Source organism: Pseudomonas putida, assembly GCF_028682455.1.
Classification (GTDB): domain Bacteria; phylum Pseudomonadota; class Gammaproteobacteria; order Pseudomonadales; family Pseudomonadaceae; genus Aquipseudomonas; species Aquipseudomonas putida_AA.
Genome location: NZ_JANHLD010000003.1, coordinates 1,153,204 through 1,168,686, shown reverse-complemented (window position 1 = coordinate 1,168,686; position 15,483 = coordinate 1,153,204). Strand labels below are relative to the sequence as shown.

The following is a 15,483-nucleotide window of genomic DNA, read 5'->3' as shown; positions in this document are numbered from 1 at the left end:
ATGCCTGCTTTGTCCGAAGGCATGAAAAGCCTGCCGGTCGGATTGCTGGTAATGAGGAAAATGCATGTCGCCCTGGCTGACGGTAGTAGGCATCGGTGAAGACGGTTTCAGTGGCCTGGGCAAGAATGCCCGGCGCGCGCTGCTCGGTGCATCGAAGGTATTCGGTGGCCAGCGCCAGCTGGATCTGCTGCCACGCTGCATCCGTGGCGAACGCCTGCCGTGGCCCAGCCCGTTTTCCCTGAACCCCTTGCTGGCACTGCGCGGCGAGCCGGTGTGTGTGCTGGCCAGCGGCGACCCGATGTTCTATGGCGTGGGTGCCAGCCTTGCCCGCCAGCTCGATGCCGATGAGATGAGCGTGCTGCCGATGCCGTCCTCCTGTGCCCTTGCCGCCGCCCGCCTGGGCTGGCCGCTGCAGGAGGTAACGACGCTGTCCGTCGTGGCCCGCCCCCTCAGCGCCCTCAATGCCCACCTGTACAGCGGCGTGCGCCTGCTGGTGCTGAGCAACGATGGCAGCAGCCCTGGCGCCATCGCCGCACTGTTGCGCGAACGCGCTTTCGGGCCGAGCCGGATGCACGTGTTCGAACACCTGGGGGGCAGCGCCGAGCGTTGCCTTGAGGGCACGGCCGAGCAGTGGCAAGCCCCGCAGGTGGCCGCCTTGAACCTGGTCGCCATCGAGTGCCGCGCCGCGCCCGATGCACTGCGCCTGTCTCCCTTGGCCGGCCTGCCAGACAACGCCTTCCGGCACGATGGTCAAATCACCAAGCGCGACGTGCGCGCCATTACCCTCGCCCGCCTGGCTCCCCAGCCGGGCGAACTGTTGTGGGATGTCGGTGCCGGCAGCGGTTCGATCGGCATCGAGTGGATGCGCGCGCACCCCAGTTGCCGGGCGCTGGCCATCGAGTCCGATGACGGCCGCCAGCAATTGATCGAACACAACCGCGATGCCCTCGGCGTACCCGGCCTGCAGCTGATTCGCGGCCGCGCACCACAGGCGCTCGAAGGCCTGGAGCGCCCGGACGCGATCTTCATCGGTGGCGGTGTCACCCGCGAAGGCGTGCTGCAGCACTGTTGGGCGCAACTACGCCCCGGCGGGCGGCTGGTGGCCAATGCCGTGACCCTGCAAAGCGAACTGGCCCTGGTCAACTGGCGCGAGCAGCATGGCGGCGAACTGACCCGCATCCACATCGCCCAGGCCCAACCGCTGGGTGAATTCGACACCTGGCGCCAGGCCCTGCCGATCACCTTGCTAGAAGCGATCAAGCCCCTCGATGCGTGACGAGACCCAGGAACAACCTGCCCCACTGCGCAGCGGCCTGACCACTGGCAGCTGCGCCACTGCCACCAGCCTTGCGGCCGCGCGGCTGTTGCTGAGCGGCCGGCAGGACGACGCGGTGCACATCACCCTGCCCAAGGGCAAGCAGGTGCAGATGCGCCTGGAGTTCTGCCGCCTGCTCGTGGACGGCGCCGAGGCCGGCACCCTCAAGGATGCCGGCGACGACCCGGATGTCACCCACGGTGCCCTGCTCTACAGCCGCGTACGCCTGCAGGCCGAGCCCGGTGTGCGCTTTGTGGCGGGCAACGGTGTCGGCACCGTGACCCGTCCCGGCCTGGTGCTGGCCGTGGGCGAGCCTGCGATCAATCCGGTGCCACGGCGGATGATGACCGAGCACCTGCAGCAACTGGCCGCCGAGTGCGGCTACGGCGGCGGTTTCGAAGTCACCGTGAATGTGCAGGACGGCGAGAGCCTGGCGCTGAAAACCATGAATCCGCGTCTGGGTATTCTTGGCGGCCTGTCGATTCTCGGCACCAGCGGTATCGTCCGGCCCTTCTCCTGCTCGGCTTACATCGCCTCGATCCACCAGGGCATCGACGTGGCCAAGACCAACGGCTATCGACATATCGCCGCCTGTACCGGCAACGCCAGCGAAGACACCATGCGCCGGGTCTACAACCTGCCGGAAATCGCCCTGATCGAAATGGGTGACTTCGTCGGCGCCGTGCTCAAGCACCTGCGCAAGGTCCCTGTGGATAAACTCAGCTTGTGCGGCGGCTTCGGCAAAATCAGCAAACTGGCCGCCGGACATATGGACCTGCACAGCCGCCATTCCAGCATCGACCTGCCGCAACTGGCCGAGTGGGCCGCAGCCATCGGCGCCGACAATCACCTGCAGGATGCCATCCGCCAGGCCAACACCAGCCAGCAGGCCCTGGCGCTTGCCAGTGCCGCCGGCATTGCCCTGGGTGATGCCGTGTGTACCCACGCCCTGGCCTTCACCCGCAGTGTCGTGCCGGCCCAGGTACAGGTGGAAGTCTTCGCCATCGACCGCCAGGGCGGCATCGTCGGCCACGCGGGGGCTTTTGCATGAAACGTCTGCTGTTGTTGGGTGGTGTCACCGAAGCCCTGGCCATCGCGCGCACCCTGGGGCCCGAGCATGTCTACAGTCTGGCCGGCATCGGCCGGGTGCCGGGCGACCTGGCCTGCCAGGTACGGGTCGGCGGCTTTGGCGGTGCGCAGGGCCTGGCGGCTTACCTGCTCGGTGAATCCATCGACCTGCTGATCGACGCCACCCACCCCTATGCGGCGCAGATCAGCGGCAACGCAGCCCAGGCAGCACACCTCGCAGGCATTCCCTGCTGGGCCCTGCGTCGTCCGTCCTGGCAACCGCAAGCCGGTGACGACTGGCGCGAGGTGAGCGACTGGGCCGAACTGATCCAGGCCCTGAAGCCGTTCAAGCGGCCACTGTTCACCCTGGGCCGGGAGCCGCTGCAACACCTGGATGAAATCCCCCCCGAACAATTCTGGACCTTGCGCGCACTGGAGGCCTGCCCTGGCAACGAGCGCTGCGAAGTGATCGGTGCGCGCGGGCCTTTTTACCTTGAGGATGAGCGCGAGCTGTTCGAGCGCAGACACATCGATGTGCTGATCAGCAAGAACAGCGGGAGTGGGGCAACCGAGCCCAAGCTGGAAGTTGCCCGCGAGCGCGGGCTGCCGGTGCTGATCGTGAAGCGACCGCCATTGCCGGACGTCGACAGGCAGTTCTTCAGCCCCGAACAACTGCTTGCAGCGTTGCAAACCTGTAGGAGCGGGTTTGCCCCGCGATAAAGCCAGTACAGCCTGCATTACCGATCGCGGGGCAAGCCCGCTCCTACATACTTCTAAGACCTTCCCGCATAGCCCTCCACCTTCTCCCTGCCCTACACTGCACCCTTTCTCCCGCAAAAGAATTCGCCCATATGGAAATGCAATGGTGGATCTGGCTGGTGTTCGGCTTCGCGTTGGTCGTGCTCGAACTCATGCTGCCGACGTTCTTCATCCTCTGGTTCGGCATCGGCGCCGTGCTGGTGTCGCTGATCGCCCTCCTCGTTCCAGCCCTGCAACTCGACATGCAGGTTCTGCTCTGGGTGGTCTTCTCTACCCTGACCACGGTCCTGTGGTTCAAGGTGTTGCGCAAGAAACCGGACAACCGCTGGACCGCTGACAGCGTCATCGGCGAGGTCGGCCTGCTCACCGCCACCGTCTCCGAGTTCCACAAAGGCCGCGTTCGCTTCCAGAAGCCGATCCTGGGCAATGAAGAGTGGGTCTGCGTCGCCGATACCGAGATTCTCCCCGGCGAGCGCGTACGCATCACTGCCATCGAAGGCAATACCGCCCGGGTTACCCGAGCCTGACCAAAAGGAAATCCTGTCAATGACCAGCCTCATCGTCGTCGTCACCCTCGCCGCATTCCTGTTCGTCACCCTGTTCAAAGGGGTGCGCATCGTGCCCCAGGGCGAAGAGTGGATCGTCGAGCGCCTGGGTCGCTACCACAGCACCCTCAAGCCCGGCCTGAACATCGTCATTCCCTATGTGGACGTGGTTGCCTACCGCCTGCCAACCAAGGACATCATCCTCGATGTGCAGCAGCAGGAAATCATCACTCGCGACAACGCGGTGATCGTTGCCAACGCCCTGTGCTTCGCCAAGGTCGTCGACCCGCAAAAGGCTGCCTATGGGGTGCAGGACTTCTCGTTCGCCGTGACCAGCCTGACCATGACCTCCCTGCGCGCCATTGTCGGTGCCATGGACCTGGACGAAGCGCTGTCCAGCCGCGAGCAGATCAAGGCCCGCCTGCGCGAGGCCATGTCCGAGCAGACCGAGGACTGGGGCGTGACTGTACGCTCGGTTGAAATCCAGGACATCAAGCCGTCGGAGAACATGCAAGCCGCCATGGAGCGCCAGGCTGCCGCCGAGCGTGAACGCAAAGCCGACGTGACCCGCGCCGAAGGCGCCAAGCAGGCAGCGATTCTCGAAGCCGAGGCTCGCCAGCAGGCGGCCAAGCTCGACGCCGAGGCACAGATCAACCTCGCCGAGGCCTCGGCCCGCTCGATCACCCTGGTCAAGGACGCCGTGGGCACCGAGGTCACCCCGGCCATGTACCTGTTGGGTGAGCGCTACATCGGCGCCATGGAAAACCTTGCCCGCAGCAGCAACGCCAAGGTCGTGGTACTGCCCGCCGACCTGCAGGAAACCGTGCGCGGCTTGATGGGGCGCAACAAGTCAGCCTGACCACTGCCAGCCGGGCGTGCGGCACTTCACCGCACCCCCGGCAATTTTTCCTATACTGAGCGTTACAATAGCCGTCACCTGATTCCTGACCGGATCCCTCCATGCCCTCACATCGGCCCGCCATCGCCTGGATTGCCTGCTTTGCAGTGCTGTTCAATCTGCTGGCCATGCCGTTGGCGTCCGCCGCTCCCAGGGGCCCGGCCGAACAACTGCTGTGGGGGGCCTTCTGCTCCAGTGTCGGTAGCAAGCCCACGCCGCAAGTATTGGCCCTGGGCAAGCTCGACCTTGGCGAGCAAGGCAATGCCGACGCCAGCATGCAGCATTGCTGGTGCTGTTCCGGGACCGCGCCGTTGCTGGCGCTACCAGGGCACGCACCGCAGCTTGCCCATCTACGGGCGTTGTCCTCGGCACGCGAACCACTGCTCGCGATGTACCAGCCCACCCCGCGTCAGCTCTGGCCCTCGCTCAACCCTCGTGCTTCTCCCCTGGTCTGACTTCACTGCACTACCTGCTGCGAACCTGAATCGACTGGAGAATCACCATGTTCAAGAACGCCCTGCTGCTGGCCGCACTGATGCTGCCGGCAACCTTCGCCAACGCCCACGAATACACCAAGGGCGACCTGCATATCGCCCACCCGTGGTCACAGGAGCTGCCGCCCAACGCCCCTAACGTGGCGGCCTATTTCGTCGTCCACAACAACGGTACGAGCGCCGACACCCTGCTGGGCGTCGACAGCCCGATCAGCGACGACGCGCAGTTGCACGAGCATGTACACAAGGACGGACTGATGAAAATGCAGCAGGTGCAAGAGGTCGAAGTGCCGGCCGGCAACGACCTGGTATTCGCCCCCGGCGCCTATCACGTGATGCTGATGCAGCCCAAGGACCGCAGCCTGCTCAGCGACGGCAAGCGCTTCCCGCTGACCCTGCACTTCAAGAACGCTGGCGACATCACCGTCGAGGTCGCGGTGCAGAAGCAAGCACCGCAAGGCACCGCCCACACGCACTGATCGCTGGACGCTGCTCGCCATGAGCACCGTGCGCCGCAGACTCACCCGCACCGCTGGCCCTGATACCAAGCAGGCACGCGGCAGCTGGCTGAGCCTGTTCGCCATGTTGATGATCTTCATCGGCCCACTGGTTTCCCAGTCGATGCCGATGGATCACCGTGCCATGGCGCAAAACATGGGCATGAGCATGCCCATGGACAGCGCTGCCGATTGCCACGCCGGCGATCACCCGGGCAGTGATGCTTCACTGCATGTGATCTGGGAGAAGTGTGGCTATTGCAGCCTGTTCTTCCACTGCCCCGCCCTGCCCCAGGCCCTGAGCCTGCTCACCACCGACGCCACGCCGGCCAGCAGCACGCTGATCGTCCAGCCGCACCAGGGCCATGCCCGGCACACGGTGTTCCCCGGCGCCCTCAGCCGCGCGCCACCTGCCCTCATCGACGTCTGAATCCACTGTTGCGTTTCAAAGGTCCGGCCCCTGGCCGCCGACCTTGCGCACCCTCATGACTGATCGATGTTGGAATCACTATGTCCAGCTGCACTGCTGTCTTCAATTTGTCCCTGCGAGGGACCATCGCCGTGATCTGCGGTAGCCTGCTCACCCCGTTCGCCCTGGCCGCGAGCCCACAGGACGACGAGCCTGTGCACGAGCACAACGAACTGAGCCCGACGGTCATTACCGCTGTCGCACCAAGCTCACCCCTGACCATCGTCACCAACCCCAAGGACCCACGCCAACCAGTGCCGGCCAGTGACGGCGCCGACTACCTGAAGACCATCCCCGGGTTCTCGGCGATTCGCGCCGGCGGTACCAACGGCGATCCGGTGCTGCGCGGCATGTTTGGCTCGCGCCTGAACATCCTCACCAATGGCGGTGTGATGCTCGGCGCCTGCCCTAATCGCATGGACGCCCCCACTTCGTACATCTCGCCTGAAACCTATGACCGCCTGACGGTGATCAAAGGCCCGCAGAGCGTGATCTGGGGGCCGGGGGCCTCCGCCGGGACCATCCTCTTCGATCGTGAGCCGGAGCAGTTCGGCGAGCTGGGCAGCCGCGTCAACGCCAGCTTGCTGGCAGGTTCCAACGGCCGCTTCGACAAGGTCCTGGACACCGCCGCCGGCAACCGGCTCGGCTACGTCCGCTTCGTCGGCAACCAGTCGCACTCCGACGACTACGAAGACGGCAATGGCGATACCGTGCCATCGCGCTGGGACAAGTGGAACGGTGACGTGGCCCTCGGCTGGACACCGGACGCCGACACCCTGGTGGAGCTCACCGCCGGCAAGGGCGACGGTGAGGCCCGTTACGCCGGGCGCGGCATGGATGGTTCGCAGTTCAAGCGCGAAAGCGTTGGCCTGCGCGTCGAGAAGTCAAACATCGGCGATGTGTTCGACAAGCTCGAAGCCCAGGTCTACTACAACTACGCCGACCACGTGATGGACAACTACAGCCTGCGCACGCCATCGGGCACCGGCATGATGGGCATGCCGATGGTCAGCAATGTGGACCGACGCACCCTCGGCGGCCGGCTCAAGGGCACCTGGCGCTGGAGCGACCTGCAACTGATCGCGGGGGTCGATGCGCAGACCAACGAACACCGCCAGCGTGGCGGTATGGGCATCGATGTCCACAAGGGCATGCCGTGGACCAAGGACGCCGACTTCCACAACTACGGGGCATTCGGCGAGCTGACCTGGTACGCCGCCGACCAGGACCGCCTGATCACCGGCGCCCGCCTGGACCGCGCCTCGGCCAAGGACTACCGCGCCACCAGCGCCACCAACGGCGATACCCGCGCCGATACCCTGCCCAGCGGCTTTGTTCGCTACGAGCACGATCTGCTCGACTTGCCCGCCACCACCTACATTGGTCTCGGCCATGCCCAGCGCTTCCCCGACTACTGGGAGCTGTTCTCGCCCAAGTCGGGCCCGGCAGGCTCGATCAACGCCTTCGACAGCATCAAGCCGGAGAAAACCACCCAGCTCGACGTCGGCATCCAGTACCAGACCGACGACCTGCAAGCCTGGGCATCGGGCTATATCGGGCAGATCCGCGACTACATTCTGTTCGACTACCACTCAGCCATGATGGGCATGCCAAGCTCCCGTGCCGAGAACATCGACGCACGGATCATGGGCGGCGAACTGGGCGCAGCCTATATGTTGACTTCCAACTGGAAAGCCGACGCCACCCTGGCCTACGCTTGGGGCAAGAACAGCAGTGATGGCAAGGCGCTTCCACAGATGCCTCCGCTGGAGAGCCGCCTGGGCCTGACCTACAGCCGCGACGACTGGAGTGCCGGTGCCCTGTGGCGAGTGGTGGCGGCACAGAACCGCATCGCCGAGGACTACGGCAATGTGGTGGGCAAGGACTATGAAAAGAGTGCGGGCTTCGGGGTGTTTTCGCTCAATGGCAGCTACAAACTCAGCAAGCACCTGAAGCTCAGTGCGGGCGTCGACAACCTGTTCGACAAGGCCTACGCCGAACACCTGAACCTGGCGGGTAACGCAGGCTTCGGCTACCCCGCCAGTGATCCACAGGCGATCGACGAGCCGGGGCGTACGCTCTGGACCAAGGTCGACCTGAGTTTCTGATACCCCGACAAGGGCGCGGTCCTCGACCGCGCCTCACCCCAGGCAACATACGGGAGCGCTCCATGAGCAAACCGACCCCCTCTTTCTACAACCTGGCCTGGCGCTGGCACTTCTATGCCGGGCTGTTCGTTGCGCCCTTCATGATCCTGCTGGCGATCACCGGGATCATCTACCTGTTCAAGCCCCAGCTCGACCCCTTGCTCTACCGCGACCTGATGGTGGTCGAGGCCGGGCACCACGCGCAAAGTGCCGACAATCTGCTGCAACAGGTGCGCGGGGCCTACCCCGAAGGCCGGGTCACCCAGTACCTGCCGGCAACTGGCAGCGAGCGCAGCGCGCAGTTCGTGGTGCAGGACGCCGGCCGCGAGTTGAATGTGTTCATCAACCCCTACGATGGCCACGTGCTCGGCGAGCAGGATGCCAAAGACAACCTCCAGGCCATTGCCCGCGCCCTGCACGGCGAGTTGATGGTCGGCACCGTGGGTGACCGGCTGGTGGAGCTGGCGGCAGGTTGGGGCGTGGTGCTGGTGGTGTCCGGCCTGTACCTCTGGTGGCCACGCGGCAAGCGTACCGGTGGCGTACTCTGGCCACGCCTGAACGCACGCGGGCGCCTGCTGTGGCGTGACCTGCACGCGGTCACCGGCTTCTGGGGTTCGGCCTTGCTGCTGCTGATGCTGCTCAGCGGCATGACCTGGACCGGTTTCTGGGGCAAGCAGTACGCCGATGTGTGGAACCGCTTTCCGGCGGCGATGTGGAACGATGTGCCCACCTCCGATCAACAGGCCCGTGAACTCAACACGGCCACCCGCCAGACCGTACCCTGGGCCATGGAAAACACACCCATGCCGCAATCCGGCGCCCACGCCGAACATGGCGGGCACAGCATGGGCTCGAGCGCACCGGCCATGCCGCAGATCGGCCTGCAACAGGTGCAGGACCTGGCCAGCACCCGTGCGGTCGCGCCTGGCTACAGCATTACCCTGCCCACCAGCGCAGAAGGCGTGTACACCATCGCCGTGTTCGCCGACGACCCGCGCAACGACGCCACCCTGCATATCGACCAGTACACCGGCAAGGTCCTGGTGGATGTGCGCTGGCAGGACTACAACAGTGTCGCCCGCGCCACCGAACTGGGTGTGATGCTGCATGAAGGCAAGATGTTCGGCCCGCTGAACCAGCTCATCATTCTGCTGGTGTGCCTGATGATCCTGCTGGGGTCGGTCAGTGGCCTGGTGATGTGGTGGAAGCGGCGCCCCGAGGGCGGCCTCGGCGTACCACCGTTGCGTCATGACCTGCCGCGCTGGAAGACCGCGACGGTGATCATGCTGGTACTGGGGATCGCTTTCCCGCTGGTGGGTGGCTCGATGGTGCTGGTGTGGCTGGCCGACAGGGCCTGTAGGAGCGGTGGTTCGACATGCCCCGCGATCCCGGACAACTGACGGACCAATCGCGGGGCAAGCCCGCGCCTACACCTGTCGTGCAAATCCGCTAACATAGCGGCCCGTTTCCAGCAGGACTGACATGAGCACCCTGAGTATCAGCGACCTCTCCTGGTCGCCCCTGGGCCACGGCCATTGTCATCATCAGTTCCAGCTGCGCGAGGTCAACCTGCAGGTCAAGCCGGGCGAGTTCGTCGGGCTGATCGGCCCCAACGGCAGCGGCAAGACCAGCCTGCTGCGCTGCGCCTACCGCTTCAACAAGCCCGAGCGCGGCCAGGTTCGCCTGGATGAGCACGACCTGTGGCGCCAGTCGCCACGCTGGTGCGCCCAGCGCATCGCCGTGGTGCTGCAGGAGTTTCCCGATGCCTTCGGCCTGAATGTCGAAGAGGTGGTCGCCATGGGTCGCACGCCTCACAAGGGCCTGTTCGATGGCCACAGCGATGACGACCGCCAGCGGATCAGGGACGCATTGCAGGCCGTGGGCCTGGTGGGTTTCGACGATCATGAATTCGCCAGCCTGTCGGGCGGCGAAAAGCAACGGGTGATCCTCGCCCGGGCCCTGGTCCAGCAGCCCCGGGTGCTGATTCTCGACGAACCGACCAACCACCTCGACCCGCGCTATCAGCTGGAATTGCTGGCACAGGTGCGCCGCCTGGGCATCGGCACCCTGGCGAGCATTCACGACCTGAACCTGGCCGCCGCCTTCTGTGATCGCCTTTATGTGCTCGACCACGGCCGTATCGTTGCCAGTGGTACGCCCGACCAAGTGCTGACCCGCGAGCTGCTGCACGATGTCTTCGGCGTCCATGCGCTCATCGATCGCCATCCCCTGGCCGACCACCCACGTCTTACCTGGATAACCCAGCGATGATTCGAACCACCCTGCTGTTTGTGCTTGGCCTGCTCGCCAGCACCAGCGCCCTGGCCCAGGCCCAGGCCACTCAGTACCCCTTGAGCGTGCAGAGCTGCAATCGCCAGGTGACCTTCAACAAGGCGCCCGAGCACGCCCTGAGCCACGACATCAACATGACCCAGATGATGCTCGCCCTGGGCCTGCGTTCACGCATGGTCGGCTACAGCGGCGTGAGCGGCTGGAAGGCCGTTACCCCGCAGCTGCGCCGGGAACTCGACGGCCTGCCGGAGCTGGCCAGCAAGTACCCGTCGGTGGAAACCCTGCTCGACGCCAACGTCGATTTCTTCTTCGCCGGCTGGGACTACGGCATGCGCGTAGGCGGCGACCTGACACCGCAAAGCCTGGCGCCGCTGGGCATTGCCGTGTACGAGCTGACCGAGTCCTGTGCCTTCGTGATGAAGCGCCCGGCCGCGAGCCTGGAGGACACCTACACCGACCTGCGCAACCTGGGCCGCATCTTCGATGTGCAGGAGCGCGCCGAGCAACTGATCAGCCAGATGCAACAGCGGGTCGCCGCGGTGCAGCAGGATCTGCCCGCGCAACGTCCACGGGTATTCCTGTACGACAGCGGCGAGGACCGCGCCATGACCTCGGGCCGGCTGGGCATGCCCCAGGCGCTGATCGAGGCCGCCGGCGGGCGCAACGTACTCGACGACATCGAGGCCAGCTGGACACGGGTGAACTGGGAAAGCGTGGTGGAGCGCAACCCCGAGGTGATCGTCATCGTCGACTACGGCGAAGTCAGCGCCGCCCAGAAGCAAGCCTTCCTCGAACAGCACCCGGCCCTGCAGTCGGTGCCGGCGATTCGCGAAAAACGCTTTGTGGTGATCCCCTACGTGGCCGCCACGCCCAGCCTTGAAAACGTCGAGGCCATCGAAGCCATCGCTGCGGGCCTGCACGGCGCATGAGTCGTTATCGCCTGCTGTTGCTCGGCCTGATCGGCCTGTTGCTGGTGTCCTGCGTGGTCTCGCTGGGATTTGGCGCGGCGCCGGTACCGGTCGAGTTGGTGTGGCGGGTCCTGCTGTTCAAGCTGTTCGGCATCGCCCCGCAAACACCCGCCTGGACCACTGGCCAGGAGCACATCGTCTGGCTGATCCGCGTGCCGCGCATGCTGCTGGCTGCCCTGGTAGGCGGTGGCCTGGCGATGATCGGCGCGGTGCTGCAGGCCGTTACCCGCAACCCGCTGGCCGACCCGCACCTGCTCGGCGTTACCTCTGGCGCCACTCTGGGCGCGGTGCTGGTGGTGCTGCACATCGGTGAATTGCTCGGCGTGCTGACCTTGCCGCTGGCAGCGTTCATCGGCGCCCTGTGCAGCATGCTGCTGGTGCTGGCCATCGCCAGCCGCCATGGCCGGCTGGACAGCGACCGCCTGCTGCTGTGCGGCGTGGCGGTGGCCTTCGTGATGATGGCGGCGGCCAACCTGCTGCTGTTCATGGGCGATCACCGGGCAAGCTCGGCGGTGATGTTCTGGATGCTCGGCGGGCTGGGCCTGGCACGCTGGGAACTGCTGCCGATCCCGGCCATCAGCGTGCTGCTGGGGCTGACCCTGTTGCTGGGCATGGCCCGTGCGCTCAACGCCCTGATGGCCGGTGAACAAACCGCCGTGACGCTGGGTTTGAACGCCCGCTCCGTACGCCTGGCGGCGTTCCTGATCTGCTCGTTGCTGACCGGGGTACTGGTGGCCATCAGTGGCTCGATCGGTTTCGTCGGCCTGATGGTGCCGCACATCGCCCGGCGCCTGGTGGGTGCCGAACACACCCGCTTGCTGCCGGTGTGTCTGCTGCTGGGCAGCCTGTTCCTGATTTGGGTCGATGTGGCCGCCCGTACCCTGATTTCTCCTGAAGATCTGCCCATCGGCATCGCCACTGCCGCCATCGGCGGTCTGTTTTTTATCGGCCTGATGCGCAAGCGATAATTACCGTCAAGCACCCATTGGTCTTGAGACGTATTGTCGCGGTTACGCCCGGAATGCGCGTGTTAGCCTAGCGCGCACAAGAAATTGCTCTGAACGGAAAGCTCCAGCCCATGACCGCGAACCTGTCCCCGCAGCACCCCTCGCCCGACGAACACGAACACCTGCAACGCAGCCTGTCCAACCGCCACATTCAGTTGATCGCCATCGGTGGCGCCATCGGCACCGGGCTGTTCATGGGCTCGGGCAAGACCATCAGCCTGGCTGGCCCCTCGATCATCTTCGTCTACATGATCATCGGCTTCATGCTGTTCTTCGTCATGCGCGCCATGGGCGAACTGCTGTTGTCGAACCTCGAGTACAAGTCGTTCATCGACTTTTCCGCCGACCTGCTCGGCCCCTGGGCCGGTTACTTCACCGGCTGGACCTACTGGTTCTGCTGGATCATCACCGGGATTGCCGACGTGATCGCGATATCGGCCTACTCACAGTTCTGGTTCCCGGACCTGCCCCAGTGGGCGCCGGCACTGGCCTGTGTCGGCGTGCTGCTGTCACTTAACCTGATCACGGTGAAGATGTTCGGAGAGATTGAATTCTGGTTCGCCATGATCAAGATCGTCGCCATCCTCGCCCTGGTCGGCACCGGCCTGTACATGGTGCTGGTCGGCTTCCAGTCGCCCACCGGCCGTACCGCGGACCTGGCCAACCTGTGGAACGACGGCGGCATGTTCCCCCATGGCCTGATGGGCTTCTTCGCCGGCTTCCAGATTGCCGTGTTCGCCTTTGTCGGTATCGAACTGGTGGGCACCACCGCCGCCGAGGCCAAGAACCCCGAGCGCACCCTGCCCCGGGCGATCAACTCGATTCCAGTACGGATCATCATCTTCTATGTACTGGCCCTGATCACCATCATGGTGGTGACGCCGTGGCGTGACGTGGTGCCGGGCAAGAGCCCGTTCGTCGAGCTGTTCGTGCTGGCCGGCCTGCCAGCAGCGGCGAGCATCATCAACTTCGTGGTGCTGACCTCGGCAGCCTCGTCGGCCAATAGCGGGGTGTTCTCCACCAGCCGCATGCTCTTCGGCCTGGCCCAGCAGGGTGATGCACCCCGCAGCTTCGAACACCTCTCGAGCCGCAAGGTGCCGGCCAATGGCTTGTACTTCTCCTGCACCTGCCTGTTGCTCGGCGCAGCGCTGATGTACGTGGTCCCGGACCTGATCGAGGCCTTCACCCTGGTGACCACGGTGTCGGCGATCCTGTTCATGTTCGTCTGGACCCTGATCCTGCTGTCGTACCTGAGCTACCGCAAGCGCCGCGCAGCACTGCACCAGGCTTCGAAGTACAAGATGCCCGGCGGACGCTTCATGTCGGTGGTGTGCCTGGTGTTCTTCGCCTTCATCCTGGTGCTGCTCAGCCTTGAGAGCGACACGCGCCAGGCGCTGATCGTCACGCCACTGTGGTTCGTGCTGCTGACAGTGACCTATCAGTTTGTGCGCCGCAATCGCCAACAACTGGCCTCGCAGCACAATTGAGCCCCGGCCGGTTGCGCACCAGTACGGCGCAACCGGCTGCACCGCCTGTCAGGCCAGGCCCCAGGCCGGTGCAACCCTCCCGATTTATTCGCCCGAAAGCCCGTGCCAGAGCCTTGCGCTGATTCGGCACAGCCCTTGCTAAAGCTCTCTCCCGAAGTCGCCATCTGCCTTACCCGCACATTCGAACTCAACGGAGAGAGCACTATGAAGCGTCGCAGTCTGATCAAGGCCTTTACCCTCAGCGCATCCATCGCGGCGATGGGCCTGAGCTGGACCCTCCAGGCCGCCGAGACCATCAAGGTCGGCATCCTGCATTCGCTGTCCGGGACCATGGCGATTTCCGAGACATCGCTCAAGGACATGGCCTTGATGACCATCGAACAGATCAACGCCAAGGGTGGGGTCAACGGCAAGCTGCTCGAACCTGTGGTAGTCGACCCGGCCTCCAACTGGCCGCTGTTCGCCGAGAAGGGCCGCCAGTTGCTGACCCAGGACAAGGTCGCCGTGGTGTTCGGCTGCTGGACCTCGGTGTCGCGCAAGTCGGTATTGCCGGTGTTCGAAGAACTCAACGGCTTGCTGTTCTACCCGGTGCAGTACGAGGGTGAAGAAATGTCGCCCAGCGTCTTCTACACCGGCGCCGCGCCAAACCAGCAGGCCATTCCGGCGGTGGAATACCTGATGAGCGAAGAAGGCGGCGCAGCCAAGCGCTACTTCCTGCTCGGCACCGACTACGTCTACCCGCGCACCACCAACAAGATCCTGCGCGCCTTCCTGCACAGCAAGGGCGTGGCCGACAAGGACATCGAAGAGGTGTACACGCCGTTCGGCCACAGCGACTACCAGACCATTGTCGCCAACATCAAGAAATTCTCTGCCGGCGGCAAGACGGCGGTGATCTCCACGGTCAACGGCGACTCCAACGTGCCCTTCTACAAAGAGCTGGCCAACCAGGGCCTGAAGGCCACCGACGTACCGGTGGTGGCCTTCTCGGTGGGTGAAGAAGAACTGCGTGGCATCGACACCAAGCCACTGGTAGGGCACCTGGCGGCGTGGAACTACTTCGAATCGGTGGAGAACCCGGTCAATAGCCAATTCGTCGCCGACTGGAAGGCCTACGCCAAGGCCAAGAACCTGCCAGGCGCCGACAAGGCCGTGACCAACGATCCGATGGAAGCCACCTACGTGGGCATCCACCTGTGGGCCCAGGCGGTGGAAAAAGCCAAGTCCACCGACGTCGACAAGGTCCGCGAAGCCCTGGCCGGGCAGAGCTTCAAGGCGCCATCTGGCTTCACCCTGACCATGGACAAGACCAACCACCATCTGCACAAGCCGGTGATGATCGGCGAGATCCAGGATGACGGGCAGTTCAACGTGGTCTGGGAGACTGAACAGCCGTTGCGCGCGCAGCCCTGGAGCCCGTTCATTCCGGGCAACGACAAACGGCCTGACTATGCGGTGAAGGGCAACTGAAGCCATCGCGGGGCAAGCCCGCTCCCGCTGTAGGAGCAGGCTTGCCCCGCGATGACGCCCTTGCCAA

Annotated in this window: 15 protein-coding genes; all 15 read left to right on the top strand. The window is 64.7% G+C overall.

What is annotated here, in order from left to right; genetic code table 11:
• Window positions 1-64: 64 nt before the first annotated feature.
• The 15 genes from cbiE to urtA all read left to right on the top strand — a co-directional run bounded on the left by cbiE (window position 65) and on the right by urtA (window position 15,416).
• Window positions 65-1,276: a precorrin-6y C5,15-methyltransferase (decarboxylating) subunit CbiE gene (cbiE, locus tag NPS58_RS22430; RefSeq protein ID WP_274117450.1), complete on the top strand. Its 1,212-nt coding sequence runs from the start codon at window positions 65-67 to the stop codon at window positions 1,274-1,276.
• Window positions 1,269-2,366 (top strand): cobalt-precorrin-5B (C(1))-methyltransferase, encoded by a 1,098-nt coding sequence (locus NPS58_RS22425; protein ID WP_274117449.1) that lies wholly within the window; start codon window positions 1,269-1,271, stop codon window positions 2,364-2,366. The genes cbiE and NPS58_RS22425 overlap by 8 nt, the downstream gene beginning before the upstream one ends.
• Entirely contained in the window at window positions 2,363-3,103 is a 741-nt protein-coding gene (locus NPS58_RS22420; protein ID WP_274117448.1) for a cobalt-precorrin-6A reductase, read from the top strand. The genes NPS58_RS22425 and NPS58_RS22420 overlap by 4 nt, the downstream gene beginning before the upstream one ends.
• Window positions 3,104-3,234: 131 nt before the next feature.
• On the top strand, window positions 3,235-3,669 hold the full coding sequence (locus NPS58_RS22415) for an NfeD family protein (protein WP_274117447.1): 435 nt from the start codon (window positions 3,235-3,237) through the stop codon (window positions 3,667-3,669).
• Between the two features lie 19 nt (window positions 3,670-3,688).
• Window positions 3,689-4,546: an SPFH domain-containing protein gene (locus NPS58_RS22410; protein WP_274117446.1), complete on the top strand. Its 858-nt coding sequence runs from the start codon at window positions 3,689-3,691 to the stop codon at window positions 4,544-4,546.
• Between the two features lie 101 nt (window positions 4,547-4,647).
• A complete protein-coding gene (locus NPS58_RS22405; protein WP_274117445.1) occupies window positions 4,648-5,040 on the top strand; it encodes a DUF2946 domain-containing protein in 393 nt (130 codons plus the stop codon).
• Window positions 5,041-5,087: 47 nt separating this feature from the next.
• Window positions 5,088-5,558: a copper chaperone PCu(A)C gene (locus tag NPS58_RS22400; protein ID WP_274117444.1), complete on the top strand. Its 471-nt coding sequence runs from the start codon at window positions 5,088-5,090 to the stop codon at window positions 5,556-5,558.
• A 19-nt stretch (window positions 5,559-5,577) separates the two neighbouring features.
• On the top strand, window positions 5,578-6,006 hold the full coding sequence (locus NPS58_RS22395) for a DUF2946 domain-containing protein (RefSeq protein ID WP_274117443.1): 429 nt from the start codon (window positions 5,578-5,580) through the stop codon (window positions 6,004-6,006).
• 80 nt (window positions 6,007-6,086) lie between these two features.
• Window positions 6,087-8,153: a TonB-dependent copper receptor gene (locus tag NPS58_RS22390; RefSeq protein WP_274117442.1), complete on the top strand. Its 2,067-nt coding sequence runs from the start codon at window positions 6,087-6,089 to the stop codon at window positions 8,151-8,153.
• A gap of 62 nt (window positions 8,154-8,215) precedes the next feature.
• A complete protein-coding gene (locus NPS58_RS22385) occupies window positions 8,216-9,592 on the top strand; it encodes a PepSY-associated TM helix domain-containing protein (RefSeq protein ID WP_274117441.1) in 1,377 nt (458 codons plus the stop codon).
• Between the two features lie 82 nt (window positions 9,593-9,674).
• Window positions 9,675-10,463, top strand: coding sequence for an ABC transporter ATP-binding protein (locus tag NPS58_RS22380; RefSeq protein ID WP_274117440.1), 789 nt, complete (start codon window positions 9,675-9,677; stop codon window positions 10,461-10,463).
• Window positions 10,460-11,413, top strand: a complete 954-nt coding sequence (locus NPS58_RS22375; protein WP_274117439.1) for an ABC transporter substrate-binding protein — start codon at window positions 10,460-10,462, stop codon at window positions 11,411-11,413. Before NPS58_RS22380 ends, NPS58_RS22375 begins: the two co-directional genes overlap by 4 nt.
• On the top strand, window positions 11,410-12,420 hold the full coding sequence (locus tag NPS58_RS22370) for a FecCD family ABC transporter permease (protein WP_274117438.1): 1,011 nt from the start codon (window positions 11,410-11,412) through the stop codon (window positions 12,418-12,420). The genes NPS58_RS22375 and NPS58_RS22370 overlap by 4 nt, the downstream gene beginning before the upstream one ends.
• A gap of 110 nt (window positions 12,421-12,530) precedes the next feature.
• Window positions 12,531-13,946 (top strand): D-serine/D-alanine/glycine transporter, encoded by a 1,416-nt coding sequence (gene cycA, locus NPS58_RS22365; protein ID WP_274117437.1) that lies wholly within the window; start codon window positions 12,531-12,533, stop codon window positions 13,944-13,946.
• A 204-nt stretch (window positions 13,947-14,150) separates the two neighbouring features.
• Window positions 14,151-15,416 (top strand): urea ABC transporter substrate-binding protein, encoded by a 1,266-nt coding sequence (gene urtA, locus NPS58_RS22360; RefSeq protein WP_274117436.1) that lies wholly within the window; start codon window positions 14,151-14,153, stop codon window positions 15,414-15,416.
• The last annotated feature ends 67 nt before the right edge of the window (window positions 15,417-15,483 follow it).

Bases quoted from the DNA above. Each gene is read 5' to 3' on its own strand.
- cbiE (WP_274117450.1), top strand. From the start codon at position 65: ATGTCGCCCTGGCTGACGGTAGTAGGCATCGGTGAAGACGGTTTCAGT.
- NPS58_RS22425 (WP_274117449.1), top strand. From the start codon at position 1,269: ATGCGTGACGAGACCCAGGAACAACCTGCCCCACTGCGCAGCGGCCTG.
- NPS58_RS22420 (WP_274117448.1), top strand. From the start codon at position 2,363: ATGAAACGTCTGCTGTTGTTGGGTGGTGTCACCGAAGCCCTGGCCATC.
- NPS58_RS22415 (WP_274117447.1), top strand. From the start codon at position 3,235: ATGGAAATGCAATGGTGGATCTGGCTGGTGTTCGGCTTCGCGTTGGTC.
- NPS58_RS22410 (WP_274117446.1), top strand. From the start codon at position 3,689: ATGACCAGCCTCATCGTCGTCGTCACCCTCGCCGCATTCCTGTTCGTC.
- NPS58_RS22405 (WP_274117445.1), top strand. From the start codon at position 4,648: ATGCCCTCACATCGGCCCGCCATCGCCTGGATTGCCTGCTTTGCAGTG.
- NPS58_RS22400 (WP_274117444.1), top strand. From the start codon at position 5,088: ATGTTCAAGAACGCCCTGCTGCTGGCCGCACTGATGCTGCCGGCAACC.
- NPS58_RS22395 (WP_274117443.1), top strand. From the start codon at position 5,578: ATGAGCACCGTGCGCCGCAGACTCACCCGCACCGCTGGCCCTGATACC.
- NPS58_RS22390 (WP_274117442.1), top strand. From the start codon at position 6,087: ATGTCCAGCTGCACTGCTGTCTTCAATTTGTCCCTGCGAGGGACCATC.
- NPS58_RS22385 (WP_274117441.1), top strand. From the start codon at position 8,216: ATGAGCAAACCGACCCCCTCTTTCTACAACCTGGCCTGGCGCTGGCAC.
- NPS58_RS22380 (WP_274117440.1), top strand. From the start codon at position 9,675: ATGAGCACCCTGAGTATCAGCGACCTCTCCTGGTCGCCCCTGGGCCAC.
- NPS58_RS22375 (WP_274117439.1), top strand. From the start codon at position 10,460: ATGATTCGAACCACCCTGCTGTTTGTGCTTGGCCTGCTCGCCAGCACC.
- NPS58_RS22370 (WP_274117438.1), top strand. From the start codon at position 11,410: ATGAGTCGTTATCGCCTGCTGTTGCTCGGCCTGATCGGCCTGTTGCTG.
- cycA (WP_274117437.1), top strand. From the start codon at position 12,531: ATGACCGCGAACCTGTCCCCGCAGCACCCCTCGCCCGACGAACACGAA.
- urtA (WP_274117436.1), top strand. From the start codon at position 14,151: ATGAAGCGTCGCAGTCTGATCAAGGCCTTTACCCTCAGCGCATCCATC.